The sequence below is a fragment of the Acinetobacter sp. C26M genome (assembly GCF_023702675.1).
GTDB lineage: Bacteria > Pseudomonadota > Gammaproteobacteria > Pseudomonadales > Moraxellaceae > Acinetobacter.
This window is the reverse complement of the sequence record NZ_CP098478.1, coordinates 2,677,049-2,702,310: the sequence shown is the minus strand read 5'-3', so window position 1 is coordinate 2,702,310 and position 25,262 is coordinate 2,677,049. Positions and strand designations below refer to the sequence as shown.

General features: G+C 39.7%; 26 protein-coding genes and 1 tRNA gene. 15 read left to right on the top strand and 12 right to left on the bottom strand.

Translation table 11 applies throughout. The features are described 5' to 3' along the window. The first annotated feature begins 42 nt into the window (after nucleotides 1–42). Nucleotides 43–636 carry a TetR/AcrR family transcriptional regulator gene (locus NDN11_RS12435; protein ID WP_167249034.1) on the top strand — a complete coding sequence of 198 codons (594 nt, stop codon included), beginning with the start codon at nucleotides 43–45 and terminating at the stop codon, nucleotides 634–636. Between the two features lie 92 nt (nucleotides 637–728). On the opposite strand, the gene NDN11_RS12430 is transcribed toward NDN11_RS12435, so the two are convergent. From NDN11_RS12430 to map, 4 genes are all read right to left on the bottom strand, one after another. Then, nucleotides 729–1,865 (bottom strand): porin, encoded by a 1,137-nt coding sequence (locus NDN11_RS12430; RefSeq protein WP_251109815.1) that lies wholly within the window; start codon nucleotides 1,863–1,865, stop codon nucleotides 729–731. Between the two features lie 82 nt (nucleotides 1,866–1,947). Next, complete coding sequence (locus NDN11_RS12425) at nucleotides 1,948–3,294, bottom strand: MFS transporter (RefSeq protein WP_251109814.1); 1,347 nt, start codon at nucleotides 3,292–3,294, stop codon at nucleotides 1,948–1,950. A gap of 381 nt (nucleotides 3,295–3,675) precedes the next feature. Continuing rightward, nucleotides 3,676–4,797: an OmpW/AlkL family protein gene (locus tag NDN11_RS12420; protein ID WP_251109813.1), complete on the bottom strand. Its 1,122-nt coding sequence runs from the start codon at nucleotides 4,795–4,797 to the stop codon at nucleotides 3,676–3,678. A gap of 205 nt (nucleotides 4,798–5,002) precedes the next feature. Next, nucleotides 5,003–5,827, bottom strand: a complete 825-nt coding sequence (map, locus tag NDN11_RS12415) for a type I methionyl aminopeptidase (RefSeq protein WP_005202497.1) — start codon at nucleotides 5,825–5,827, stop codon at nucleotides 5,003–5,005. A 214-nt stretch (nucleotides 5,828–6,041) separates the two neighbouring features. On the opposite strand from map, the gene rpsB reads away from it, so the two are divergent. Both rpsB and tsf read left to right on the top strand, forming a co-directional pair. Further along, on the top strand, nucleotides 6,042–6,794 hold the full coding sequence (gene rpsB, locus NDN11_RS12410; protein ID WP_004652723.1) for a 30S ribosomal protein S2: 753 nt from the start codon (nucleotides 6,042–6,044) through the stop codon (nucleotides 6,792–6,794). Nucleotides 6,795–6,932: 138 nt separating this feature from the next. Next, nucleotides 6,933–7,808, top strand: a complete 876-nt coding sequence (gene tsf, locus NDN11_RS12405; RefSeq protein WP_167249042.1) for a translation elongation factor Ts — start codon at nucleotides 6,933–6,935, stop codon at nucleotides 7,806–7,808. Nucleotides 7,809–7,903: 95 nt separating this feature from the next. Here tsf and NDN11_RS12400 read toward each other — a convergent pair whose 3' ends face one another. The 4 genes from NDN11_RS12400 to cysS all read right to left on the bottom strand — a co-directional run bounded on the left by NDN11_RS12400 (nucleotide 7,904) and on the right by cysS (nucleotide 10,305). Further along, on the bottom strand, nucleotides 7,904–8,380 hold the full coding sequence (locus tag NDN11_RS12400) for a copper resistance protein NlpE (protein WP_251109812.1): 477 nt from the start codon (nucleotides 8,378–8,380) through the stop codon (nucleotides 7,904–7,906). Nucleotides 8,381–8,488: 108 nt separating this feature from the next. Further along, nucleotides 8,489–8,614, bottom strand: coding sequence for a type B 50S ribosomal protein L36 (gene ykgO, locus NDN11_RS12395; protein ID WP_005183685.1), 126 nt, complete (start codon nucleotides 8,612–8,614; stop codon nucleotides 8,489–8,491). 131 nt (nucleotides 8,615–8,745) lie between these two features. Continuing rightward, a tRNA-Gly gene (locus tag NDN11_RS12390) sits at nucleotides 8,746–8,821 on the bottom strand. A gap of 62 nt (nucleotides 8,822–8,883) precedes the next feature. Beyond that, entirely contained in the window at nucleotides 8,884–10,305 is a 1,422-nt protein-coding gene (gene cysS / locus NDN11_RS12385; RefSeq protein ID WP_251109811.1) for a cysteine--tRNA ligase, read from the bottom strand. Nucleotides 10,306–10,577: 272 nt separating this feature from the next. Here cysS and NDN11_RS12380 point away from each other — a divergent pair, with 272 nt between their 5' ends. The 12 genes from NDN11_RS12380 (at nucleotide 10,578) to NDN11_RS12325 (ending at nucleotide 22,245) form a co-directional block, all read left to right on the top strand. After that, on the top strand, nucleotides 10,578–11,225 hold the full coding sequence (locus NDN11_RS12380) for a hypothetical protein (RefSeq protein ID WP_251109810.1): 648 nt from the start codon (nucleotides 10,578–10,580) through the stop codon (nucleotides 11,223–11,225). Nucleotides 11,226–11,448: 223 nt separating this feature from the next. Beyond that, nucleotides 11,449–12,426 (top strand): KpsF/GutQ family sugar-phosphate isomerase, encoded by a 978-nt coding sequence (locus NDN11_RS12375; protein ID WP_167249050.1) that lies wholly within the window; start codon nucleotides 11,449–11,451, stop codon nucleotides 12,424–12,426. Between the two features lie 3 nt (nucleotides 12,427–12,429). Continuing rightward, a complete protein-coding gene (locus NDN11_RS12370; RefSeq protein WP_016163100.1) occupies nucleotides 12,430–12,969 on the top strand; it encodes a KdsC family phosphatase in 540 nt (179 codons plus the stop codon). Between the two features lie 39 nt (nucleotides 12,970–13,008). Next, on the top strand, nucleotides 13,009–13,560 hold the full coding sequence (gene lptC, locus NDN11_RS12365; RefSeq protein WP_167249051.1) for an LPS export ABC transporter periplasmic protein LptC: 552 nt from the start codon (nucleotides 13,009–13,011) through the stop codon (nucleotides 13,558–13,560). Continuing rightward, entirely contained in the window at nucleotides 13,544–14,092 is a 549-nt protein-coding gene (gene lptA, locus NDN11_RS12360) for a lipopolysaccharide transport periplasmic protein LptA (protein ID WP_251109809.1), read from the top strand. Before lptC ends, lptA begins: the two co-directional genes overlap by 17 nt. Then, nucleotides 14,092–14,838, top strand: a complete 747-nt coding sequence (gene lptB / locus NDN11_RS12355; RefSeq protein WP_167249055.1) for an LPS export ABC transporter ATP-binding protein — start codon at nucleotides 14,092–14,094, stop codon at nucleotides 14,836–14,838. The genes lptA and lptB overlap by 1 nt, the downstream gene beginning before the upstream one ends. A 334-nt stretch (nucleotides 14,839–15,172) precedes the next feature. After that, a complete protein-coding gene (locus NDN11_RS12350; protein WP_251109808.1) occupies nucleotides 15,173–16,663 on the top strand; it encodes a TolC family protein in 1,491 nt (496 codons plus the stop codon). Then, nucleotides 16,663–18,786, top strand: a complete 2,124-nt coding sequence (locus tag NDN11_RS12345) for a type I secretion system permease/ATPase (protein WP_167249515.1) — start codon at nucleotides 16,663–16,665, stop codon at nucleotides 18,784–18,786. The genes NDN11_RS12350 and NDN11_RS12345 overlap by 1 nt, the downstream gene beginning before the upstream one ends. A 17-nt stretch (nucleotides 18,787–18,803) precedes the next feature. Next, nucleotides 18,804–19,994 carry an HlyD family type I secretion periplasmic adaptor subunit gene (locus NDN11_RS12340; protein ID WP_167249059.1) on the top strand — a complete coding sequence of 397 codons (1,191 nt, stop codon included), beginning with the start codon at nucleotides 18,804–18,806 and terminating at the stop codon, nucleotides 19,992–19,994. Between the two features lie 92 nt (nucleotides 19,995–20,086). Next, nucleotides 20,087–20,689: an IMPACT family protein gene (locus NDN11_RS12335; RefSeq protein WP_167249061.1), complete on the top strand. Its 603-nt coding sequence runs from the start codon at nucleotides 20,087–20,089 to the stop codon at nucleotides 20,687–20,689. Next, complete coding sequence (locus NDN11_RS12330) at nucleotides 20,679–21,296, top strand: acyltransferase (protein ID WP_251109807.1); 618 nt, start codon at nucleotides 20,679–20,681, stop codon at nucleotides 21,294–21,296. Before NDN11_RS12335 ends, NDN11_RS12330 begins: the two co-directional genes overlap by 11 nt. A 106-nt stretch (nucleotides 21,297–21,402) precedes the next feature. After that, a complete protein-coding gene (locus NDN11_RS12325; protein ID WP_167249065.1) occupies nucleotides 21,403–22,245 on the top strand; it encodes a universal stress protein in 843 nt (280 codons plus the stop codon). 119 nt (nucleotides 22,246–22,364) lie between these two features. Here the strand turns inward: NDN11_RS12325 and NDN11_RS12320 are convergent, their stop codons facing one another. From NDN11_RS12320 to NDN11_RS12305, 4 genes are all read right to left on the bottom strand, one after another. Next, a complete protein-coding gene (locus tag NDN11_RS12320) occupies nucleotides 22,365–23,033 on the bottom strand; it encodes an O-methyltransferase (RefSeq protein WP_005183472.1) in 669 nt (222 codons plus the stop codon). Nucleotides 23,034–23,170: 137 nt separating this feature from the next. Then, nucleotides 23,171–23,884, bottom strand: a complete 714-nt coding sequence (locus NDN11_RS12315) for a D-Ala-D-Ala carboxypeptidase family metallohydrolase (protein WP_216076276.1) — start codon at nucleotides 23,882–23,884, stop codon at nucleotides 23,171–23,173. Between the two features lie 124 nt (nucleotides 23,885–24,008). Then, nucleotides 24,009–24,338 (bottom strand): ferredoxin FdxA, encoded by a 330-nt coding sequence (gene fdxA, locus NDN11_RS12310; RefSeq protein WP_004652744.1) that lies wholly within the window; start codon nucleotides 24,336–24,338, stop codon nucleotides 24,009–24,011. Nucleotides 24,339–24,666: 328 nt separating this feature from the next. Further along, nucleotides 24,667–25,203 carry a GNAT family N-acetyltransferase gene (locus NDN11_RS12305; RefSeq protein WP_251111543.1) on the bottom strand — a complete coding sequence of 179 codons (537 nt, stop codon included), beginning with the start codon at nucleotides 25,201–25,203 and terminating at the stop codon, nucleotides 24,667–24,669. Between the last annotated feature and the right edge of the window lie 59 nt (nucleotides 25,204–25,262).

Here is a 25,262-nt window from a genome sequence, read left to right as displayed (position 1 = left end):
ATTGCTGATTCTTTATTTTTATTGAGTTAAGAAGGTTTGCTTATGCCACGTGTGTCTAAAAAGTTAGCGATAGAAAATAGAAAGAATATTGAACATACGACATCGCGATTGATACGAGAAAAGGGCTTTGCTATAAGTGTTGCAGATTTAATGAAAGCTGCAGGCTTAACACACGGTGGATTTTACAAACATTTTCAAAATAAGGATGAATTGATTGATATCGCTTGCAAAGATATTTTTCAGCAATCGGTGGGAAAGTGGGAAGCCATCATAGATGCATCCGATAATGAGAAAACAGCACTGCATGATATTTTTAATGGTTATTTATCTGAGCGAAATTTGGAAAATCCTGGAGCAAGTTGCCCTCTATCGTCCTTAAGTGGCGATGTTGCAAGGGAGTCTAGTGAAAAACCAGTAAAACAGTCATTTCATCAAGGTGTGGAATCATTGCTTTCGATTTTGAGTTCACTTGATTCATTGAACCCAAAAGATCAAGAACGGATATCTGAGAATGCGGTTATCCAGTTGAGTCTGTTATCAGGCGCGCTCACACTCGCTCGCTCAGTAGACCATGAATTAGCATTAAAAATATTAGATACTGTTAAGCAGCATTTATTTGAGCAATATAAAGTGTAAGGCTGAAATAGGTAAGCAATAATTAGGAAGTCAAAAAAACAGAAATAGCGTCCAGCTACTCCTGTTTTTTGGTACCTTGACTAATTGAGTTGCTAAAATTTAAATTCTAGGCCTAATCCAGCCACGGGTTGTTTATCTTTTTTATCGGCTTGCTCAAGGGTTAAATAGCCAGCATAGCCGTAGCTTTTTACTTGTTTATTGAAGGCATAGTCAGCGCCAGCCATGATCTGTTTAGCTTTAAAGTCGGCAACGTTATTTTTAAAGCGGGTATCATTTTGGCTATATTGGGCTTTGATTAACCATTTTTTTGCATTGGGAAGCGTGTATTCTGCACCGACTAACCAGCCTTTGGCATCATCAATATTATTGGCTTTAGTTATCCATTTAGTTGCATCAGCTGGGTCAGCATAGGTGGTTTCTTCCACCTCGGAACGTTGGTACAAGGTTTTAATTGCTAAACCTTCAATTGGATTTAAACGACCAATAGCTCGAATTGTATTTGCTGCGGTAAAAGCTTGTGTGTCGGCTGTATAAGCTTGCCCAGTGGCAACATTGAGAAAGCCTCGACCAGAAAAAGTACTTGGAATGGCTTTATCGTAGCCAAAACCTGCAACAAAAAGGGGGTGTTCATAGACCAGACTCGCCGACCACGCATCTCCTAAGCCTCGACCAGCGACTTTGGCACCGCCACTGGATGTCTTGATGCCAGAGGATTCTCCACTTGCAAGCAGAGCATTAAGTTTTACTGAACCATTCAGTAGATTGATTGCAGGAGATTCATACACAACAACATTGTCGATGCGGTTTTCTCCAGTAAAGATGCCACCGATATCCGCTTTATTTGCTACATAGTTATTGAAAATATCGACTGTGCTTGAAAGCTGTTTGACGGGCGTATCATATTTACCCACTTTGATGGTACCGAGTTGACTGTCCTTTAAGCCGACAAAACGGTTTCGTTGCGTCCAGTCTGTTCCATCCCCATCAGCACTCACTCCCCATTCAATCGCATAAACTGCGCTTAGACGCTCAGTCAGTTTTTCATCTCCTTTGACACCGAGATACGAACTATTTGAGCTGATTTCCCAGACGTCCTTGTTCGAACTGTGGGCATTTTTCTCTGGCAAGTAATCTAAACTGGCATCAATTTCGCCATAAAGTGTTGGTGCTGCAAAAGTAGTATTGGCTAAACATCCGAGCATGGCAAAGCCAAGAAGATTCAATTTCATATTGAGACCCCTTAAAAATAGTAATCAGTATTTAATTTAAAGTGCGTGTGGGATAAGTTATCCCACACTGAGGTTGATATAATTAAGCAAGAGAATTGCGTTCGAGTACGGCCTGTTCAAACAGTTGTTGTTCTTTGGCTTTATGCTCGACTGAGAAGCGGATCAAGATGACACTGAATGCAGCTACAGTCACTAGAGTACCTAAAATCATTAAGCAGGTTTGTATGTCCAGTAAGCCTTTGAGCAAAAAGCCTGCCGCAACAGCCCCAACATTACCACCTGCACCAATGATACCTGCGACACCACCTAAAGCATTACGATCAATGAAAGGAACAAGGGCATAGGTTGCACCACAAGACATATGGGTAAATAAAGCAAAAACGGTCATGCTGATAATGGCAAGTGCTAAGGTATTCATTTGTGAGAATAAAATCAGGAATAAACCCTCACATAAAATCAGGATAAACAAGACTTTAGTTCGACCATCCAAGCCATTAGAAATTGCAACCTTATCTGAAAGATAACCACCAAGTGCGCGGGCGAACAAGGCGAGCAGACCGAAAATACCTGCAGTTAGACCTGCTTCTTTGAGTCCCATGTTGAAGTGATCGACATAGTACATTGCAGCGATGTTATGAATAAAAATCTCAATACCAAAACATGCAGCATAAGACACAAATAGAATCCAAACACGGTAATTACGTGCAGCTTGCATTAGAATGGCAACACCACCTTTTTTACCGTTCCCAACATCGATACCTTGCTCACGCAATTCTTTAAAGTTTCCTTGTGGGCAATCTTGAGTAAGTTTCCAATACAGAACACCCACAATTAACATCATGATGCCTGGTACAAGTAATGCGATTCTCCACCCCATTGCTTGTTCTACACCAAACATGACGATAGCACCAAGAATTAAAGGCATGATGGCTTGAGTTGCACCACCACCCGCATTTCCCCAACCCGCAGAAGCAGCATTGGCAGTACCCACTACATTTGGTGCAAACATCACACTGGTATGGTATTGAGTAATCACAAAGCTCGCGCCAATTGCTCCAATGAGTAGGCGAAAGAACAGGAATGATTCATAGGTATTGGCGGCTGCAACACCAAAAACGGGAATACTGCCGAGCAATAAAAGAGCGGTATAAGTCTTGCGTGGGCCGTATTTATCACAAAGTGGGCCAACAATGAGTCGAATTAAGATGGTAATCGCAACGGCTGCAATGTTGATATTAGCGATTTGGTCTTTGGTTAAATTGAACTCGCCTTTGATAACAGGCATGAGGGGAGCGCAGGCAAACCATGCGAAGAAACATACGAAGAATGCCAGCCATGTCATATGGAAGGCACGCATGGCAGGTGTGGAAAAGCTAAATAATTTTATTTCAGTGGCTTTTTTTGCATCAATATTCATTGGTGAAGACATAACTTTCTCCTGAACTGCACGTCATTTATTTTGCTTAGTCATTACGCTGCTTAAGCAAATCGAACAGAACGGACGCCGTTGGCCGTCATCAAATTGGTTTATGAATCATCGTTGATTCAATGTGCTTGATATATAGCAAGTGCCATGCCAGAAAAATAAATTAACCAAATGAATAATTTAAAATGTTAATCATCAAGGTATTTATAAGAGGATTAAGCTGAATAAGAACATTGTTATCAATGTGGGGGAGTAAGTAAAAGGTTTCTATGTCAGACAATCTTGTGAAAATTGCGTTCTCGTAGTGCGTGATTTTTGATCACGATGCTTTGAAAGGCAGCACAATAAAAAAGCAGCACTCGCTGCTTTTTTATCAATTGAAATCTAGAAACGGTAGCCCACCCCGACATAGGTAATCAGTGGATCAATATCAATTTTAGTATTGGCACGAATCAACTCTTTACCAGTGTTGCGGTCTGTCACAGAGATTTTAGCCTCATTGTTCATTTTTGAATAAGAAACAGACCCGACAGCAAACCAGTTTGGGTTAAAGTCATAAGTTGCACCTACGGTTACAATTGGGGCAAAGGTGTCTGTTGCTTTGAGTTTAACTACAGGGTCTGCTGATGATGTTTTACCATCTAAGGCTGCACCTGCTTTGCCATCATGAATATTCTGGATCATATGACCTGCTTTAATGAGATCCGATTCAATCCCTGAGTTGATTTTTAAATCATTAAAATAGGCATACATGACACCCGCACCGACATAAGGTCGGAACTTATTCACCCCAGATTTACCAAACTGGTAGTGGAGCTCAACAGCAGGTAGCCAAGCACGTGCAGTTGCAGCTTTATCGCCTTGGGTTAAATCTGTGATATGGATGTCCTGTTTCAAAGGAATATCACCTAGAATAGAACCTATACCTGATGGTTTATCTACACCTGATAACGGTGCATAAATTTGACCTTTTCCTTTAATATCAACTTTCGGCGGGATACCAGCTTTTACTTCTAAAGAAAGATTATCGGTAAAATGGTAGTTAGCCATAATGCCAACAGTGTCCACATTATCGGCTTCTAAGCCCGTTCCTTGAGCTTGCCAGTTAGATAGTCCATTAATAGTAGCTTCACCAGAAATATTACTTCTTAGATAGGTAACACCATCTATCTTCTCTGAAATAACATTTGAAACAATAGGTGTGTTAAGTAACGTTGATAAAGTATTGTATTTGGTTTGACCTTCTTCGGTAGAACGATCAATTGCATTTAATACAGAGTCTGCTGTTACCGAACCAACTTTAGATTTAGTTCCTTCCGCCACACTCGTATTGATATTGACTGGATTTGCAGATCCTTGTGGCATGGCATGTAACCAACCAGCAGAAACTGAAAAGCGTTTAAACCCATCACCATCTTTCAGACTAAAATAAGGTGAGTCTGCGAAAGTAAGTGTCGGTAGGGCACATATGCCTGTAATCAGGCAAGCGAATGATTTCTTCATCATCGTGGGACTCCATGTCCAAAACGTTTTTAGGATTTTTCTTGCGCTCACCATAACGCTATTTTTCGACAGGCTTTGTTTAGTTAAATTTTATAATTGTTATTCTTATGAAAAAAATTGTTTGCTTTAAATAAATTGATGAAGGAATTGTGAAGAGATAAAAAAAGCCACCGAAGTGACTTTTTAAAAATAATTCAAGAATTATGAATTACATAAAACGTGATAGATCTTCTTCAGGGCGAGCAGTTAAAACTTCGATTCCTGTTTGTGTTACCAAAATGGTATGTTCGTATTGAGCAGATAACTTGTGATCTTTTGTGACAACCGTCCACTTATCACCTAAAAGTTTAGTCTGCCAAACACCTGCGTTGACCATTGGTTCAATCGTAAAGGTCATGCCAGCCTCTAGACGCATACCCGTACCTTTTTGGCCATAGTGCAGAACTTGTGGCTCATCATGGAATACATTGCCGATCCCATGCCCACAATATTCACGCACAACACTAAAGCGTTCAGATTCTACATATTGTTGAATTGCATAGCCGACATCACCCAGATATGAACCATCTTTAACCGTTGCCATACCCCGATACATCGCTTCCTGAGCCACTGAACATAAACGATTGGCTAGAATTGAAGTTTCACCACCCACGATATACATCATGTTGGTGTCGCCGTGATAACCATCTTTAATGACTGTTACATCAATGTTAAGAATATCGCCGTTCTTTAAGGTTTTATTTTCAGATGGAATACCATGACAAACCACATGGTTAACCGAAGTACAAATAGAATGTTGGAATGCAGGGCGGCCTGGTGCAGCACCATAGCCCACACATGCAGGAATCGCGTGTTGAACATTTTCAATATGATTGCGACAGATTGTATCGAGTTCTAGTGTGCTCACACCCGCTTTAATATGCGGTTTAATCATGTCTAGAACTTCAGCCGCCAATTTCCCTGCAACACGCATCTTTTCAATTTCTTCAGGTGTTTTGATTAATCGACGAGGGGCCGTATAAGTTGTATTCATGATCTCTAAAAACTTTTGGTAATTTGCAAGCGTCTATGGTATAAATAGCCGCCTATTTTATCAAATGCTTTTCGTGAATATATTTTACGAAGATATTTGATAACAATAGTCGTAAAAAAATCCGCACATATATCGACACATTACTCTGGGTGCCTAGCAATAGGTGGAGAATGCGGATATATGGAGGCCTAACCCAAACTTTAAGGTAAAGAAAATGGCAGATTACAACGTAAGCATGCGCGACCTTCTTCAAGCAGGCGCACACTTTGGTCACCAAACTCGTTTCTGGAACCCAAAAATGCGTCAATACATTTTTGGCGCGCGTAACAAAATTCACATCATCAACCTTGAGCACACTGTTCCTGCGTTAAATGATGCTTTGAACTTCGTTAACAACTTGGCGAGCAAAAAGAACAAAGTATTGTTCGTTGGTACAAAACGAGCTGCTTCTAACATCATCCGTGAACAAGCTCAACGCGCTGGTCAACCATATGTAGATCACCGTTGGTTAGGTGGTATGTTGACGAACTGGAAAACACTTCGCCAATCTATCAACCGTTTAAAAGATCTTCAAACTCAATCTCAAGATGGTACTTTTGCTAAGCTTACTAAACGTGAAGCTTTAGAGCGTACTCGTGAGATGGAAAAACTTGAACGTGCTTTAGGCGGCGTTAAGAACATGGGTGGTTTACCTGACGCATTATTTGTAATCGACGTTGATCACGAAGCGATTGCAATCAAAGAAGCGAAAAACTTAGGTATTCCTGTAATCGGTATCGTTGATACAAACTCTAACCCAGACAACGTTGATTACGTTATTCCGGGTAACGACGATGCGATCCGTGCAGTTACTTTATATGCTTCTGCTATGGCTGATGCGATTCTTGCTGGTAAAGAATATGCTCAATCACAAGCAAATGCACAAGCTAAAGGCGACGACGCTGCTAAAGACGCTTCTGAGGCTTAATGCGTTTTGACGCAAGCTTGTCATTTTTGCGACATGTAATGGTGGCAAATTAAAGCGTCGAGATTGCAAACGGCCCAGAGATTCTTTGGGCCGTTTTTGTTGAACAGATTTATTTTCTACCGATTTTAGGAGATCAACATGACTGCAGTTACTGCGAGCATGGTAAAAGAATTACGTGACCGTACTGGTCTTGCAATGATGGAATGCAAAAAAGCATTAACAGAAGCAGGCGGTGACATCGAACTTGCGATTGATAACCTTCGTAAATCAGGTCAAGCAAAAGCTGCTAAAAAAGCAGGTAACATTGCTGCTGATGGCGCGATCACTATTATTCAAAACGGTAACAAAGCAATTCTTGTTGAAGTTAACTGTCAAACTGACTTCGTTGCTAAAGACGAAAACTTCAAAAACTTCTCTGATAAAGTTGCTGCTGCTGCGCTTGCTGCTGGCGAAACTGATGCTGCGAAAATTGCTGAACTTAAGCTTGAAGACGGTGCGACTGTAGAAGAAGCTCGTGTTGCACTTGTTCAAAAAATTGGTGAAAACATTCAAGTTCGTCGCGCTCAAATCGTTGAAGGCGAAAACTTGGCTGTTTACAAGCACGGTTTAAAAATCGGTGTTGTTGTTTCTTACACAGGTGATGCTGACACTGGTAAAGGTATTGCAATGCACGTTGCTGCGTTCAACCCAGTTGCTGTAAATGCTGAAGCTGTTCCAGCTGACTTGATCGCTAAAGAGAAAGAAATTGCTGAAGCGAAAGCTTTAGAATCTGGTAAGCCTGCAAACATCGTTGAGAAAATGGTAACTGGTTCAGTTGACAAATACTTGAACGAAGTTGCTCTTGATCGTCAAATGTATGTTATTGATAACGACAAGAAAGTTGCTGATGTATTAAAAGCAACTGGTACTGTTGTAGCTCAATTCACTCGTTTCGAAGTGGGTGAAGGTATTGAGAAGAAAGCTGAAATGAGCTTTGCAGAAGAAGTTGCTGCTGCTCAAGCTGCTGCGAAGTAATTCGTATCTTCTAAAAAAACCCAGTCATGATGACTGGGTTTTTTATTGCCTGCTAAAATCTCATTTTGACTCATGGATTTTTAAGGCGTCACTGATTATTCAGCTTCTTTTTTAAGTTCGTATTTGTCGGCTAATTCACCAGTAACTTCTTTGCCTTCCATATCTAAGGCTTTCAAGTAACCCTCAGCAACGAAGTACTTACGGCCATCACCAGCTTTGTCTAACTCAATGATAGAGGTGTTGGTGCTATCAAAGCTAAAACTACCTTTGCTTTCAAATGCTTTACCATTACCTTTGCCTAAATAAGTTTCTTTTAACTCATAAGTTTTGTCTTGGTTGAGTTCAAGCTCAGTTTTGATCCCTTCACAATCTGCGCAAGGCAGAACACCTTTGTATGTGCCATTCCAGTCTAGTGAGTTTTCTGCTGTATGTGCACTATCAGCAACGACTTCAGATGTTGCTTCTGTTGTGGTTGCAGGAGGGGTTTGTTCATCTGTTTTAGGGGTTTCTGCTTTGTTACATGCAACTAGAAAAATAGATGCCAAAGAAATTGCGATTAGTGATTTTTTCATCTTAGATATAACCTCGTGAAAACAGTAATATCTAAGTTATGAAATTTAAAGGAGAAATGGTAGTAAGGGAATGTAAGGGTTGTTTAACCTTTGGTAAAGCAAGACAAGTTAACCTTGTCTTGCTTTGAAGCGAGGATTGGATTTGCAGATGACAAATAACTTGCCGCGACGTTTTACAATCTGGCAATCAGGGCTACGGTGCTTTGCGCTTTTAAGGGATGAGCAAACTTTCATGTTGAGTTTCCATATTTAATGTTATGTTATAGTATTACATTAAATTAGATGTGTAAAGTTTGTCTTACTTTTGGGTGGGTAATGCACATAAGAAAAAAGCCCTCATCTTTCGATAAGGGCTTTTTTGAATCTGGAGCGGGAAAGGAGACTCGAACTCCCGACCCCAACCTTGGCAAGGTTATGCTCTACCAACTGAGCTATTCCCGCAATAGGACGCATTATAGAGAGTTTCATTCAAGTGTCAACTCTTTATAATGCTAAGTGTTTAATTAATCAGCACGTCGCCAGATTGTACCTTGACGCGTATCTTCTAAAACCACACCTTGATCCAATAATGACTGGCGAATGCCATCGGCTTGAGCAAAGTCTTTGGCTTTTTTCGCATCAACACGCTGTTGAATAAAATTTTCAATTTCAGCATCGGACAGGGTAAGTGCTTCCTGACCAATATCTGATTTAAGGAATTCATCTACATCATGCTGAACCAAGCCAAGAATGTCAGTTAAATGGCGTAGGGTAGAGTAAAGCAGCTTGGCTTGTTCAGCTTGTTCATCTTTCACCGCACGGTTTAGTTCTTTATTCAGTTCAAAAAGTACAGCCATTGCTTCAGCTGTATTGAAGTCATCACACATGGCATTGTTAAAACGTTCAACAAAGCCCTGCTCTAAGGTACCAACAGTTGTTTGACCATATACCTGTTGATATGCTTTAAATGAATGATAAAAACGGCTCAGAGCGGTTTTAGCTTCTTTTAGGGCCACATCGGAGAAGTTGACTGGACTACGATAATGTGAAGACACGATGAAGTAGCGAATCACTTCTGGATGGAATTTCTCCATGACATCGCGAATGGTAAAGAAATTGCCTAAAGACTTAGACATTTTCTCGCCATCTACATTGATGAAACCAACATGCATCCAATAGTTTACATATTGTTCGCCAGTCGATGCCTCACTTTGTGCGATTTCATTTTCATGGTGCGGGAACATCAGATCTGAACCACCACCATGAATATCAAAATGATTGCCTAGGCAGCAGGTTGACATTGCAGAACATTCAATATGCCAACCTGGACGGCCATTGCCCCAAGGTGATACCCAAGCAGGTTCATTTTCTTTGGCATGTTTCCATAGTACAAAGTCAAAAGGATGTTTCTTTTGTACTTCTACATCGACACGCTCAGATGCACCTGCTTGCATGTCATCAAGTTTGCGGCCTGATAAACGACCATATTTATCGAATTTTGTTACTTCAAAATAGACATCACCATTAGCAGCAGGGTAAGCAGCACCTTTATCGACTAATGTGCCGATCATATTTTGCATTTGATCAATATATTCAGTCGCTTTAGGCGCTTCATCAGGTTCGGCACAGCCTAAATTAGCTGCATCTTCGTTCATTGCATCAATAAAGCGTGCAGTGAGCTGTTGAATGCTTTCACCATTTTCATTTGCACGCGCAATGATCTTGTCATCAATGTCGGTAATGTTACGAATATAGCGAACTTTCCAGCCTTGGCTACGTAAGAAGCGAATGATGTAGTCAAATGCAACCATAACTCGAGCGTGCCCGATATGACAGTAGTCATAAACTGTCATACCACAGACATACATATCGATTTGACCTTCTTTGCGTGGGACAAATTCAACTTTTTTACGTTGCTCAGAATTATATAGAACAAAAGGTTGCATAAGGGTTTTCAAACACTCTACAAAAATCGTTATTCATCATAACGTATGCACCATATTTCATAAAGTTATCAGTAGAAAAAAGATGAGGCATAAGATAGTTTTTTCGTGTCTATGATGAGTGTAGTTTGTCTGAAATCATTGTGGGACTTTGAAAAGGATAAGTAAAATTAAGCAATTTGAGTGAAACATCGTAAACAGAGTAAAAATTTAATTTGAAAATCAATCTGCTATAAATCAAGATGCTTATAAAATTTGTAGTGATTAAGAATTATATGCATTCTACACAAAATCCTTTTAAGAAGGTCGGTATTGTATTATTTGTGATCGGTATTCTTGATATCATTTTGATGCTCTATTGCATAATAAATAAAATTGCATATTCATCAAGTTTTAATATTTTTTCTGTGATTATTGGAATTTTTCTGATCAAGGGGAGTATAAAAACTGCACGTATAGCAAGATGGTTTAGTGTATTTTTTTCTATTATGTTAATTGGGATTGTTGTAGGGGTAAGCCTATTAATGCCTTTTGACTTGTTGCTCCTTAAATTAAAACTCAATGTTTGGTCTGCATTAGGCACATTTCTGTTCATTGTTATTTTTTTCTTATTGCTTATTTGGGTTTATCGTCAGCTTTCTACACCAGAAGTATTGAGGTTATTCGCTCAGTCTGGCTATCCAACAGGGAAGCCAATATCAGCTTTTTTATCGAGTGCTTTTCTATTCATCTTTATGCTTGGGATGTTTATCTTAATAGGAAGTGGAGAGTCAGAAAAGAAAGCTAAAGAATTAGCTAGGCAACAACTGGGAAATGGGTTTCAGTACTATGTTTCCAGTATTTCTATTTCTGAAAACTCAGGTCAGGCAAATGTGATTGCATATTCAGATAAAGAAATCCGAAGTGTCAAAGTAAGTTGGTGATTAAAGTTATGAAATAAAATTGTGGAATCTATTTTTTACTCGAATATAGTGTTTTTGTTGGCTAGGCGAACCTAAAAGAAATCGTTATTTTCCTTCATTTTCTAAGAAAACTTATACATTTAGAAACGTGTAGGATGTGCAAATATGCTAGAATCTGCAACATTCTTTTGATTAAAATCATCTACCATCAGGTGGATAGAGTATTATTTTGAGTCAAACTCATATGTCACAAGCCATAGATTTCCAGAAAAGCGCATTAGAAACATTGCGTGTCGAACAACAAGCCATAGATGTTCTTGCTGCACAAATTGATGAACGTTTTGATGCTGCATGCGAGATACTTTTACAATGCAAAGGGCGTGTTGTGATTACGGGTATGGGAAAATCTGGTCATATTGGCCGTAAAATGGCTGCTACCTTTGCTTCGACAGGTACTCCATCATTCTTTATGCATCCTGGCGAAGCTGGGCATGGTGATCTTGGGATGTTGGTACGTGGTGATGTATTGATTGCAATTTCTAACTCGGGGAAGAGTGATGAAATTATGATGTTGATGCCATTAATCAAACATTTAGAAGTGCCATTAATTACCATTAGTCGCGATGATAAAGGGCCGATGCCACAAAATGCAGATGTTGCCCTGACCTTAGGCGAGGCAGATGAAGCGTGCCCTCTTGGTTTGGCACCAACCTCAAGTACAACTGCAACTTTAGTTTTGGGTGATGCTCTAGCTGTTGCACTATTGGAAGCACGTGGATTTACCGCAGATGATTTTGCACGTTCACATCCTGCAGGAGCATTAGGTAAACGTTTGCTTTTGCATGTTAAGCATCTAATGCATACAGGTGATGAACTACCTAAAGTTCGACCTGATACACCAATGAATAAAGTGTTATATGAAATTTCGGATAAACGTCTGGGTTTAACCACGATTGTTGATGAAAATGATACCTTATTGGGTATTTTTACCGATGGTGATTTACGTCGTATGATTGACCAGCAACAAGGTTTTAATGTGAATCTGGCTGTTTCTGAAGTAATGACTAAAAATCCACTAACGATTTCTCAAGAAGCTCGTGCAGTAAAAGCATTAGAAAAAATGCATGAGAGAAAAGTGAATCAATTTGTAGTTGTTGATGATACCAATAAAGTCATTGGTGTGATTAGTATGCATGACCTCATTCAGGCAGGAGTAAATTAAGCCATGGCATCTTATGCTTTACAAGAACAAGCACGTCATTTAAAAGCACTGGTACTTGATGTGGATGGGATTTTAAGCGATGGCTTTGTTACATTAACCAATTCAGGCGATGAGATTAAATCATTTGATATCCGAGATGGCTTGGGAATGAAGCTGGTTCAACAAGCGGGTATGAAAGTGATTATTATCACAGGTCGAAAAAGTCAGATTGTTGAAAAACGGATGTCTGATCTTGGTGTTGATCTCGTCTTTCAAGGGCGCGAGGACAAAGGGCTAGCATTGCGTGAAGCGTGTGCTCAGTTAAATTTATTACCTGAAGATTGTATTTATATGGGTGATGATTGGCCTGATCTGTCTGCGTTTGCTATTGCTGGTATGAAAGTCACTGTGCCGAATGGACATGAAGAAGTACGTCGTCGTGCTAATTTAGTGACCCAAGCGATGGGTGGTCGTGGTGCTGTACGAGAAGTATGCGATATGTTGTTGATGGCAAAAGGTGTTTACCAAGAACTTCTTGAAAAATATCTTGCTGTACCACATTAATAGAGTGTTGATTGGCTCAAAGGTTAGGTAACCCTGTTTATGGATACCAAAGTTTTATATGTTGTTGCTGTGGTAGTCGCTTCGATCAGTGGTGGCTATTATTATTTTAGTGGCAAAGCAAAAAAATTGGATGTTGATTCAGCAAAGAATATGACCTATTCAGCGCAAGGTGTTCATTTAACCCAAACTGACGAGCAGGGCAATTTGTATATGCGAGCTGAAGTTAAACAGCTACAGCAGGATATGCAACAAAAAACGTCAATGCTTGAGCAGCTGAATGCGGTTATGTACAAACAGGGCAAACCTGATGCAACATTCTATGCAAAACAAGCAAATGGCTATGATGATAATAGTAAAGTCATTTTGCTTGGAGATGTTGTTGCAACGAAACTGTCCGATCAGGGTAACAAATTAGAGTTTCATACAGATGAACTTACAGGTTATCCAAAAACAAGAGAGCTTGAAACACAACACCAAGTGATCGTTCAATCACCATCTGCTGAATTTGTGAGTCAGGGTCTCAAGGCTAATTTAAATAATGGTCAATATGAGTTTTATAAAATTCGAGGAAAGTATGCGCCAAGTTCTTAATTTCAAATCTCGTTCTACTTTCCTTAAACAACTAAGCTGTGTTGCTGTAGTTACACTTTCTTCTGCGGCCAGTTTTGCTTTGCCATCGGATCGTAACCAACAGCTTTCATTGGTTGCGGATCGTGCAACCTATAACGATAAAACAGGTATTACGACCTATACTGGTAATGTTGTAATCGAACAAGGCACAATGAAGCTTCAAGCTGATTCACTTGTTGCAAATTTAAATAGCAAAAAAGAGATTCAGATCATTACAGCCAAAGGCCAGCCAGCAAAGTTTCAGCAGCAAATGGACACGAACAAAGGCTTAGCCCGAGGTGAAGCACAGACCATCGTGTACAATGCAGACACAGGTATTCTTACCTTAACAGGTAAAGCATATCTTTATCAGGATGGCTCAAGCATTCGTGGCAATAGCTTAAAATACAGTATGAATAAAGGTGATGTAGAGGCACAAGGATCTTCAACAAATCGTGTGCAAATTATTATTCCGCCTTCAAGTTCAAAAACTTTTCCAGGGGCGCGTGATTAATGGAACAATCAGTGCAGCAGCCACAGACGCTTTGTATCAAACACTTGGCTAAAAACTATAGTAAACGTTGGGTGGTAAAAGATGTTTCTTTTACCATGCAAAGTGGGCAGATCGTGGGGCTACTTGGACCAAATGGTGCAGGTAAAACGACAAGCTTCTATATGGTGGTTGGTTTAGTGCGAATGGACAAAGGCGAGATTCATTTAGATAGTCTTGATTTGTCTGACCTTGCGATGCATGAGCGTGCACGTAAGGGGATTGGCTATTTACCACAGGAAGCATCAATCTTTAGAAAGCTGACAATTGCTGAAAATATCATGGCAATTTTGGAAACTCGTAAAGATTTGAATAAACAACAACGTCAGCAGCGTCTAAACGAGTTGTTAAATGACTTTAAAATCAACCATATCAAAGATTCGCTTGGTATGAGTGTATCTGGTGGTGAGCGTCGTCGTGCCGAGATTGCACGTGCTTTGGCTGCCGATCCTAAGTTTATGCTTCTGGATGAGCCATTTGCGGGTGTTGATCCAATTTCTGTTGGTGATATTAAAGAAATTATTCAAACGCTTAAAGATCGTGGCATTGGCGTTCTGATCACCGATCATAATGTACGTGAGACTTTAGCAATTTGTGAAAAAGCTTATATTGTGAGTGAAGGTTCAGTGATTGCAGAAGGAACGCCACAAGAAATTTTAGATAATGAGCAAGTGCGTAAAGTGTATTTAGGTGATGATTTCGTCGTTTAAATCAACCGATTGTCACTTTTAAAAGGAGAACCGTCAGGTTCTTTTTTTATGGCAAAATTTTAAAAATCTTAAATTATATAAATGGGAATAAGTTGGTTTTTAAATAACATATTGATAGATAAATATTTTATAAGTTTGATTATCTTGGCATAATCTATAAAAGTGTGAACTGATTTACAAAAATACACACATATCTAGCGACTAAATTGTATGTGGAACGTAGTGTTTTTGATAAAAAAATGCTTAAAATGAAAGTGCTGAATGATAACAATACGAAAAAAATATGAACTTGAACAACGATATAAAAGTGAATAATGGATCATGGAAAAAAAGTATGGATTTTAAGTGGTTACTTTATGTAGCAACACTGTCTGTACCAATGACACATGCAACAACACCGAGTGAACAGTATCACACTTTAAAGAACAATATTTCTAAGCTCTTTGTACCCCAAAGCAGTGATGAATTTAAAGTGGCACAAATGCAGAAATTGAGTAATTTTTCTGTCGATGCCTCACTTGGTAGTGATTTGCCTGTAGTTGGATCAGGCCGCCCTCAAGTAGATACAGTTCCAAGCGCTTTCTGGCAGAATCAGAGGAAAGTACTCAAAGATGCAGTACAGATTGCGGTACAGCGTAATCCTGAAATCTCTCAAGGGATTGCAGCTCTGGCTTCGCAAAATGCCAATATTGATGTCGCTAAATCGGGCTATTATCCTCAAATTGGCGGTGGCGTTAGTACTGGCGATCTAGGCAAGAAAAGTACGCGGGGCCAACAGTTACTCACTTTAAGTGCTGCACAGATGCTTTATGATTTTGGTAAAGTTAAATCGGGTGTTGATGTCGAAAAAGCTAAAGTAGTGGTTGGACAAGCCAATGTGTTAGTGAAAATTGATGATATTTCATTAGATGTTGCACAAACAATTGTTAATATTCAGCGTTATCAAAAGCTTATTCAAATTGCGAATCAGCAGATTGCAGGAATTAAGCGTATCCAAGAGATGGCAAATCTGCGTGCCAATGCGGGAATTAGTAGTCAGGCTGACCCGATACAGGCTCAATCCTATTTACAATCTGCTCAATCAGCGATGATTGCTCAACAATCCTTACTCAGCCAATATCAGCAACATTTGTATACTTTGTTGGGGTTTGATACTCGAAATGTACAATGGGCAATTTCAGATGATTTCGTGAAACAGTCTGATTTATATGCCGCACCGCAATTCAATACTATTCCGCAAATGATTGCTGCTCAGGCTGGAATTGAAGTTGCACGTAATCAAAAGTTACAGACACAGATCAGTAATTATCCGACACTATCTGTAAAAGGAGAACTGAGTCAAGCTTTGCACGGTAGGAACCCTGGCAATGACAAAGAGGGTGGCTTTGATAGTGCCATAATGTTTGAAGCAACTAGCCAGTTCTATCAAGGCGGAGCAACATCTTCAAAAACTAGGGCAGCGAGTTTCGCTGAAGAGGCAGCAAAAGCACAAGTTAATGCGGTTTATTTAAAGGTGTTGGATCAGATACGAACCAGCCGAGAACAAATTGAAAATAAACAACGCCAAATGCAGGTTTTGGCAGGACAACAAGCAACAACAATACGAACCCGAGAACTTTATCAAGAACAATATAAGTTGGGAACACGAACTCTGGTCGATCTGTTAAATGCAGAACAGGCGATTCATAGTGCGAATTCAGAGGCAGAAACAGCACGTTATGACATTTACAGCAGTATTGCTCAATACATTGCTGCGACAGGACGTTCTCGCCAAGCCTATGACCTCAATAATATAAAAATCCAAGGATTTGAGGTACAGCCATGATTACAACAAAAATAAACTATCAGCCTTGGTTACAAGCAATTTTAACCATTGCCAAGCATTATCGAATTGAGCCCTCTGAGGAACGAATTCGTTTACAACTTGACTGGAACCAGAACCAAAATTTGGATGAAGTCTTGGTGCTCATCAGCCGACAGATTGGTTTAAATCTCAGAAAGGTTGCTTTTACCAATGAAGTGATTAACCCTTGGCGATTGCCTGTTCTTGTAGAGTTGGCAGATGGTCAAGTAGGCGTTATTGATAAGGCAGATGGTGTAGGTCATGTCAGTGTTCAATTGAGTGGTGATCAAGGCTTATCTCAAAAATTTGCTGTTGGGGCCCTAAAGCATATTATTAAAAATGTATATGTGCTTCGCCCCGAGCAGTCTGTCCCCGATGCACGTATTGATGAGTATATAAAACCTTATGAGCCAAGTTGGTTCTGGTCAATTGTATTACAAGACTGGAAACGCTATATCGATATCATGTTGGCCTCGATGATTGCCAATATTTTGGCTCTGGCGACGATTATTTTTTCAATGCAAGTTTATGACCGAGTGGTTCCATCGCAGTCTATTCCTACGCTTTGGGTATTGGCAGGTGGTGTACTGATTGCTGCTATTTTTGAATTTGTGTTAAGACTTTCTCGGGTTTATATCTCGGATATTATAGGTAAACGTGCAGATTTACGTATTTCTGATCGGGTGTTTGGGCATGCGCTGCGAATTAAGAATAGCGAACGCTCTAAATCAACAGGAACTTTTATTTCCCAAGTTCGTGAATTAGAAGGTGTTCGTGAGTTAGTAACCTCAACAACGATGGGGGCGATTGCAGATCTACCGTTCTTCTTTTTATTCCTGATTATCTTTGCAATTATTGGCGGTAATTTATTTTGGGTGATGTTGTTGGTCGTGCCTCTAATGATCTTGCCTGCGATTTTAGCGCAAAAAAAATTGGCACAGCTGGCGCAAGAAGGGATGCGTGAATCTTCGATTCGTAATGCAATTTTAGTCGAAGCAGTACAAGGTATTGAGGATATTAAATTATTACGCGCTGAATCTCGTTTCCAAAACCAGTGGAACCATATGAATGAAGTGTCTGCTGATATCAGTATGCAACAACGTAAGATTGTAGGTGTACTCACGGCATGGACACAGAAAATTCAGGGTTTAACCTATGCAGCGGTTATTCTGGTTGGATGTTTTGCCGTAATGAAAGGTGAGATGACCACAGGTGCCTTGGTGGCCTGTTCGATTTTATCTTCACGGATGCTAGCACCAATTTCACAGATCACAGGTATCTTAGGCCGTTTACAACAAGCGAAGGTGGCGAAAAAAGGTCTTGATGAGCTGATGAAAAAACCTGTGGATCAGGCAGATCATGCGCACTTGGTGCATAAGGAAGTATTACATGGTGACTATGAGCTGAAAAATGTTTCCTTCCAATATACTGAAGATGATTCACGACCTAGTCTTGCGATTCCTCATCTTAAAATTCGTGCTGGCGAGCGGATTGCGATTTTAGGGCGTAATGGTGCAGGTAAATCAACACTCTTACAAATTTTATCGGCAATGCAATTTCCAAATGCAGGTTCAGTACATTTAGATGATTTGGATATCAGTCTAATTGACCCAGCTGATGTACGTCGTGATATGGGGTTGCTGAATCAGAACTCACATCTGTTTTATGGCACCATCCGCGAAAATTTAACACTGGGTGCGCCCTTAGCTCGTGACGAAGATATTTTAAAGGCATTGAAAGTCACAGGAGCGCTTAGTTTTGTTCATGAGAAAAAAGAAGGTCTAGACCATTTAATTTTAGAAGGGGGCGTTGGTTTCTCTGGTGGTCAGCGACAAGCCTTATTATTGGCGCGATTGTTAATTCGTCAGCCAAATATTTTGCTATTAGATGAACCGACAGCTGCGATTGATGATGTGGCTGAAAAACAATTGATTGATCATTTAAGAACTTGGTTAGGCTATCGGACTTTAGTTGTTGCAACACATCGACGTGCCGTTTTGGAGCTAGTTGACCGAATTATTGTCATGAATGAAGGCAAAATCGTCATGGATGGTCCAGTAGAACAAGTTTTACAACAATCAACGATAAAACAAAAAATAGTTTAATACTTTGAGGAAAATTTATGAGTGAACAACAACAAAGCAGCAGTCGTCCTATGAATGTAACTTATAAGGAGCCAAAGTTACCTCGTTCGACACTCGTTGTTTGGATGATTGGGATTGGTTTACTTTCACTCTTAATCTGGGCATGGCTATTTAATTTAGAAGAAGTTTCAACGGGTACGGGGAAAGTCATTCCATCTTCGAAAGAGCAAATTATTCAATCGCTTGAAGGTGGAATTTTGACAAAACTGGATGTGAATGAAGGGGATGTCGTTGAAAAAGGGCAAATCCTTGCACAACTTGATCCAACACGTCTTGCATCAAATGTCGGGGAGTCGAAGTCATTATTGATTTCAGCACAGGCGACTGCCGCACGTTTACGTGCTGAAGTGACAGGTTCTCCATTAAGCTTCCCTGAAGAAGTGCAAAAGAGTCCTAAACTTGTACAAGAAGAAACAGCTCTATATTTGTCACGCCGTGAAAATCTGGAACAGTCAATCCAAGGATATGAGCAAGCAGCAAAACTGGTACGGCAAGAATTGGCAATGACAGAGCCTTTGGTCGCAAAAGGTGCGGCTAGTGAAGTTGAAGTACTGCGTTTAAAACGTGAGGCCAATGATTTAAACAATAAAATCAATGACACGCGAAATCAATATTATGTGAAAGCACGTGAAGAATTGTCTAAGGCGAATACCGATATTCAGACACAGCAACAAGTGGTGAATGGTCGAAATGACAGTTTAGAACGTGCCGTATTTAAAGCACCTGTACGCGGGGTGGTGAAAGAAATTGATGTCACAACTTTAGGGGGCGTTATTCCCCAAAATGGTAAGTTGATGACTATTGTTCCTTTAGAGGATAAATTGCTGATTGAAGCACGTATTTCACCGCGTGATATCGCTTTCATTCGCCCTGGACAAGAAGCTTTAGTCAAAATCACGGCTTATGATTACTCAATCTATGGTGGTTTGGATGGTAAAGTGACGGTGATTTCACCCGATACTATTCGTGATGAGGTGAAGCAAGATCAGTTCTATTACCGTGTATATATTCGTACCGATTCTGATCGTTTATATAATAAGGCCGGTAAGGCATTTAGCATTACACCGGGTATGGTAGCAACCGTTGATATTCGTACTGGACAAAAGACCATTATGGACTACTTGCTGAAACCGTTTAATAAAGCCAAAGAAGCTTTACGCGAACGCTAATTTTCTGTTAATAAAAAACCTCGCATCAAGCGAGGTTTTTTATTTGTGCTGTAAAAAGCTATAATCGCGTTTTAAATTTTTATTTATGCTTTATGCCATTTACCCTTGCCAGCTCGGTAACTTTTGAAGAAGACATTAAAAAAAGTCGTTTCCAAGCGATTGCAGCAGTTGTTGAAAATGAACAACAAGTGAAAACTTTTTTAGAAGACAATAAAGACTTATCTACGACGCATCAATGTTGGGCATGGAAGATAGGCCATCACGTTCGTTTTAATGATGATGGTGAGCCTTCAGGAACAGCAGGGCGGCCAATACTTGCCACCATTGAAGGTAATGATCTAACCAATGTGATTGTATTGGTGAATCGTTGGTATGGTGGAATTAAACTGGGTACAGGTGGTTTGGTGCGTGCCTACGGTGGTTGCGCAGGACAATGTTTGCTCTTGGCTGAAAAAGTTGAATTGATTGAAAAGAAGGAAATTCGTTTTGCATGTTTATTCAATGAATGGGCGATTATGCAATATGAGCTGATGCAGCAGCAGATCGAGTATCAGGAACAATATACTGAAACAGGTGTCATCATTGAAGCACGACTACAAGTGCATCAAATTGAACCGTTAAGGTTGAAATTACAGGATGTGAGTCGAGGACGGGAATTGCTTAAAGTCATAGAGGCACAAGAACATGACGCATGATCCTTTATTAAAATACCGAGAGCAGCATAAACAGCGTTTGAATTATATGCCGTGGTTATATTGGACTTTAAAACCCAAACATCGCGAATGGGCTGAAGCATGGCAAGCCGAGTACCAAGCCTATCTGATGGAAATGGAAACGGTAGAAATTGGTCAAAACTGCTTTATTTCACCCTTGGCTCATATCTTTGCTGAACGTGGTCGCAAGATCAGTATTGGAGATAATACCTTTATTGCTGCTGATTGTACTTTGCATGGTCCTTTAGAAATTGGCAATGAAGTTGCAATTAACCATCATTGCATTTTGGATGGGGGACGTAGCGGGATCAAGTTACATGATCAAGTTCGAATTGCGGCTTATAGTCATCTATATGCGTTTGATCATGGCATGGAAATGGATCGTGCGATCTATCAACAACCTGTTACTTCTAAAGGCATTGAGATTGGGCGTGATGTTTGGCTAGGAGCGCATGTCGGAATTAAAGATGGAATCAAAATTGGCGATCATGCTGTAGTTGGAATGAACAGTATGGTGACCAAAAATGTTGAGGATTATGCAGTGGTTGCTGGGAACCCCGCAAAATTAATTCGTTATCGAAGCGATTAAAAAAGCGTATGAGATTCGATACATAAATTTAACCCACCATGCTTTTATCTATGCTAAGTTAAAAATAAGTAGAAGACCTAAGGTACATACCTAGAGAGAGGCGAAAATGAACCGTGTAATTGCATGTATTGATTCTTCACCCTGCATTGACGCTGTTGCGGAAGCAGCAGTATGGGTTGCGAAACAAACGCAAAGAGAGTTGGTACTGTTGCAAATCTTGGACTATTACCCAGCTAGTTATCATTTAGGTGAAATCAGTGGCGTGATTGGCTTTGAAAGTAATGCCATGCTGCTCAAAGAACTTGCAGAATTGGAACAGAAACAAAGTGAGTTAGCGCTCGATTATAGTAATAATTTACTCAAACACATTTCTGAGTTGATCGAAAAACAATACGGTCTAAGCAGTACCAAAATTCAGGAAAAAGGCGACTTCCTAGAACAAAGCTTTAATCTTCTCAACGAAAATGATGTGGTGATTATCGGTCGAGTGGGTGAGCGCGCTGCTGAGAAGAACAAGCCGATTGGAAGTAATGTTGAAAACTTTATCCGTGGTGCAAATTGTACGGTGATTACCGTTGGGGAGCATTTCCAGCCACCGAAACGCTTTATCTTTGCTTATGAATATTCACCGACCTGCCAAAAGATGTTGCAACGCATTGCTCAAAGTGACTTGTTGAAAACATTGCAATGCCATTTGCTCTATGTGGGTGATCACCCAGAAATGTTGACTGAACCTGAAAAGTATCTGACTGATGCTGGTTTGGATGTGGTCTCAGTTTATCGTTATGGTGATGTAGCACAAAATATTCTTGAATATCAACGAGAACATGATATTCAATTGATTGTATTAGGTGCATTTAGCCACAGTAAAATTCACCAATTCTTCTTAGGTAGTATCACGACGACGATCTTCCGTAATGCCAATGTTCCACTATTAGTTGCTAAGTGATTCATTTTATTCCATATAGTTATCCGCAATTCCTGTGGATAACTGTATGGAAAAGCACTGGAGATAAATATAATTTGTTGATATTACACAACTAAATTAAATAGGTTGTTTTTTAATCTCTATTTTACGATTGCAATGGCAAAACCATCATGGCCTTTTGAACCAACCGTTTGCAAAGCCGTGCAAGAAAGCAACTGAGGATGATCTTTCAAAGCGGTGAATGCTTCACGGATTCCTTCAATACTTGGTTTCTTGTTATTTTCATCAATGATCGCACCTGCACGGATCACATTGTCTAATACAATGATTGTGCCTGGATGAGACAGTTTTAGACTGAGTTCAAAATATTCTCGGTAGCTCTGCTTGTCGGCATCAATAAATATCAAATCAAATGCTTCACTGCCTTCAGCAATCAGCTGATTCATGATATCTGCACCACGACCTTTTTTGAGTTCGATGTTGGTCGGCATATTGGCATAATCAATATTTTCCTGCGCAATGATGACGTGCGTATCACGTCCTTCAACCGTCAGTAGATAACCATCTTCAGGTAGGGCCTTGGCAAGCCAAATGGTGCTATATGCACCGAATGTACCGAGTTCTAATACACGTTTGCATTGATTCATCTGAATCAGCATTTGCAAAAACATGCCTTGATTAGGCGCAACAGCCAAATGATTAGAGAAGCCCTGAGTATCAGTATTATCTAATGCATGTTGAAGTCTTGGGTCTGTGGGAATTAAATGTGAATTGATATAGTCATCAATCTCGGTCCACATCTGTTGCATAATCAAGTTTACCTACCAATTTGTTAGCTCTGCATTTTAAACATTTATGCTCAGAGTGCAATTTTATTGCTGAATGAATCTGGATGATTGAAACAAAAAAGAGATCATTTTGATCTCTTTTTATTGCGATATTTCGCTTAGAAATTACACATTGAACTATTGCGGGTAAGATCGGGTCCCCAAGTACGATAGCCTTGGGTATCAATATGGATCTGACCAGAGCTATATAAACCAATACCTAAATCTAGACTTTGACCGTGCTGTGCCCAAAACTGACATAGCTTAAACTTGGTCTGTTCAATATAGGCGTAGTCTTGTGGTTGCGGGTATTCAGGCCCAATACGGAAGTCGATGGCCGAATTGAATAAATGTTTTGATGAACCAGCACCACCAGCACATTGGTTAAGCGGTAAGTCACGATAGACAGAAGTCACTTCAAAATCGGTCAAGATTTTGGCTGCAATTAAATATTTAAATACGCGGAGTGTTGAGAGGGAGTTACCCCATAACTCACGGTTTGGTACCATATATTCAGAGCGACCACATTTTTGCCAGTCACGTGCGGTACGTAATAATTCAAAACTTGGAATGATGTGTGCGACATTGTTGCGGGTTAGAAATTGTTCATATTCCCGCACACGAGCATAGTTTTCACCTTGATTTAGCCATTGGCGATATGAAGAAGGTTCAACTTTATTTGGAATCGGACGTGTAAAAGTAACTTGTTCTTGCGGAATGTAAATTCTTTTACCTTGGTTTTGATTTACTTTTGTCGTTGAGCTACTACAGCCCACCATCATCACAGGGATGATAAATAATGATAATAGACCCTGTAATTTATTTCGCATCATAAAAAGGCAGTTCAAAATCTGTAGGCGTACTATTTTAATGCAAAATAGCGCATGAATAATGATGTAATTGCAAAGAAATGTGTGGTTCAGGTATAAAAAAGACCAGTAAAACTGGTCTTTTCAATTATTTTTCTAAATATTGTAGCTTGTCTGGCTTACCATTCCACTCTTCACGGTCGGCTGGTTGTTCACCAATCTGCGTGATGTTATTTCCTGCCCATTTTTCTGATAATTCAGCGTTGAGCTCGATAAAGACTTCTTGACCTTCTGGTAACTCATCTTCAGAGAAAATTGCATTTGCTGGGCATTCTGGTTCACATAGAGCACAGTCGATACATTCATCTGGATTGATAACAAGGAAGTTTGGACCTTCATAGAAACAGTCTACTGGGCAAACTTCAACACAATCTTGATATTTACATTTAATACAATTTTCAGTGACAACAAAGGTCATGGCGACAGCTACCTAAAAATACGGTTTTTTGTTTGGAATGGGGTATTGTAGGCAAAAAAGGGGTAAACAAACAATTGCTTTTATTGATATTGTTTATTTATACATATGAAAAATAAGTTAATGTATTGATAATAAATAAGATGTTCAGAGGGTGTATCTGTTTTTTGCTAAAAAAAATGTGATTATCTGCTTGATTAGGTCAATCATTGAGACAGAATCTCATTTTTATTTTCAGTTAAAACATGCAATTAAGGCACTGAAAATGGTTTCATTCATAACTTTTAGCATTCAATTGGTGTTAATCTCAGGTACCCTGATGCAAGAGACACTAAAGTGTATAGAGTAGATGGATATCTTCAGGCTCTTTTTCGAATAATTCTAGATCAGGTTGTATTAAAAGCTGAGCCCCTTGCTTAAAGTAAAAGTCTACAGTGCGTTTACTTGGCGTGGCAGAAATATAGAGTTGTTTCGCATTGAGTTGCTTTGCTGATGTGATAGCAGACTGCATCAACTGAGTACCGATACCTAAACCTTGATGATCGGCATCTACATAAAAATATTGCAGTAATTTGGCTTCAGGATAGTCCGCAATATGCTGATTGGAAACGACCTGTACAGCAATGAGTTGATTGTCTGAATCAAATCCACCTACGCATAATGCTCCTTGTTGATGCAACTTTTTGAGCAAAGGTGGGTCATTTTCCAGATGATAGGTATCCCAGTTTTGCTCATCATAAAAACAATCAATTAATTGTAAACCTGAGCTTTGTTGTACATACATTTGAGTGATCAGTTCACGTCGACTAATCTGTTGCCAGATCAGATCAATTTCTGAGTGTTCTAATACCTTAAACCGAATATTAATTGTGTTTTTCCCTTAAGTTAGATACTGAGTAGGAAGCTATTTAGTCTTTTTAACTTGAT

What these genes read in the sequence shown, in the direction of transcription:
- NDN11_RS12435 (WP_167249034.1), top strand. Translation starts at nt 43, where the DNA reads ATGCCACGTGTGTCTAAAAAGTTAGCGATAGAAAATAGAAAGAATATT.
- NDN11_RS12430 (WP_251109815.1), bottom strand. Translation starts at nt 1,865, where the DNA reads ATGAAATTGAATCTTCTTGGCTTTGCCATGCTCGGATGTTTAGCCAAT.
- NDN11_RS12425 (WP_251109814.1), bottom strand. Translation starts at nt 3,294, where the DNA reads ATGTCTTCACCAATGAATATTGATGCAAAAAAAGCCACTGAAATAAAA.
- NDN11_RS12420 (WP_251109813.1), bottom strand. Translation starts at nt 4,797, where the DNA reads ATGATGAAGAAATCATTCGCTTGCCTGATTACAGGCATATGTGCCCTA.
- map (WP_005202497.1), bottom strand. Translation starts at nt 5,827, where the DNA reads ATGAATACAACTTATACGGCCCCTCGTCGATTAATCAAAACACCTGAA.
- rpsB (WP_004652723.1), top strand. Translation starts at nt 6,042, where the DNA reads ATGGCAGATTACAACGTAAGCATGCGCGACCTTCTTCAAGCAGGCGCA.
- tsf (WP_167249042.1), top strand. Translation starts at nt 6,933, where the DNA reads ATGACTGCAGTTACTGCGAGCATGGTAAAAGAATTACGTGACCGTACT.
- NDN11_RS12400 (WP_251109812.1), bottom strand. Translation starts at nt 8,380, where the DNA reads ATGAAAAAATCACTAATCGCAATTTCTTTGGCATCTATTTTTCTAGTT.
- ykgO (WP_005183685.1), bottom strand. Translation starts at nt 8,614, where the DNA reads ATGAAAGTTTGCTCATCCCTTAAAAGCGCAAAGCACCGTAGCCCTGAT.
- cysS (WP_251109811.1), bottom strand. Translation starts at nt 10,305, where the DNA reads ATGCAACCTTTTGTTCTATATAATTCTGAGCAACGTAAAAAAGTTGAA.
- NDN11_RS12380 (WP_251109810.1), top strand. Translation starts at nt 10,578, where the DNA reads ATGCATTCTACACAAAATCCTTTTAAGAAGGTCGGTATTGTATTATTT.
- NDN11_RS12375 (WP_167249050.1), top strand. Translation starts at nt 11,449, where the DNA reads ATGTCACAAGCCATAGATTTCCAGAAAAGCGCATTAGAAACATTGCGT.
- NDN11_RS12370 (WP_016163100.1), top strand. Translation starts at nt 12,430, where the DNA reads ATGGCATCTTATGCTTTACAAGAACAAGCACGTCATTTAAAAGCACTG.
- lptC (WP_167249051.1), top strand. Translation starts at nt 13,009, where the DNA reads ATGGATACCAAAGTTTTATATGTTGTTGCTGTGGTAGTCGCTTCGATC.
- lptA (WP_251109809.1), top strand. Translation starts at nt 13,544, where the DNA reads ATGCGCCAAGTTCTTAATTTCAAATCTCGTTCTACTTTCCTTAAACAA.
- lptB (WP_167249055.1), top strand. Translation starts at nt 14,092, where the DNA reads ATGGAACAATCAGTGCAGCAGCCACAGACGCTTTGTATCAAACACTTG.
- NDN11_RS12350 (WP_251109808.1), top strand. Translation starts at nt 15,173, where the DNA reads ATGGATTTTAAGTGGTTACTTTATGTAGCAACACTGTCTGTACCAATG.
- NDN11_RS12340 (WP_167249059.1), top strand. Translation starts at nt 18,804, where the DNA reads ATGAGTGAACAACAACAAAGCAGCAGTCGTCCTATGAATGTAACTTAT.
- NDN11_RS12335 (WP_167249061.1), top strand. Translation starts at nt 20,087, where the DNA reads ATGCCATTTACCCTTGCCAGCTCGGTAACTTTTGAAGAAGACATTAAA.
- NDN11_RS12330 (WP_251109807.1), top strand. Translation starts at nt 20,679, where the DNA reads ATGACGCATGATCCTTTATTAAAATACCGAGAGCAGCATAAACAGCGT.
- NDN11_RS12325 (WP_167249065.1), top strand. Translation starts at nt 21,403, where the DNA reads ATGAACCGTGTAATTGCATGTATTGATTCTTCACCCTGCATTGACGCT.
- NDN11_RS12320 (WP_005183472.1), bottom strand. Translation starts at nt 23,033, where the DNA reads ATGCAACAGATGTGGACCGAGATTGATGACTATATCAATTCACATTTA.
- NDN11_RS12315 (WP_216076276.1), bottom strand. Translation starts at nt 23,884, where the DNA reads ATGATGCGAAATAAATTACAGGGTCTATTATCATTATTTATCATCCCT.
- fdxA (WP_004652744.1), bottom strand. Translation starts at nt 24,338, where the DNA reads ATGACCTTTGTTGTCACTGAAAATTGTATTAAATGTAAATATCAAGAT.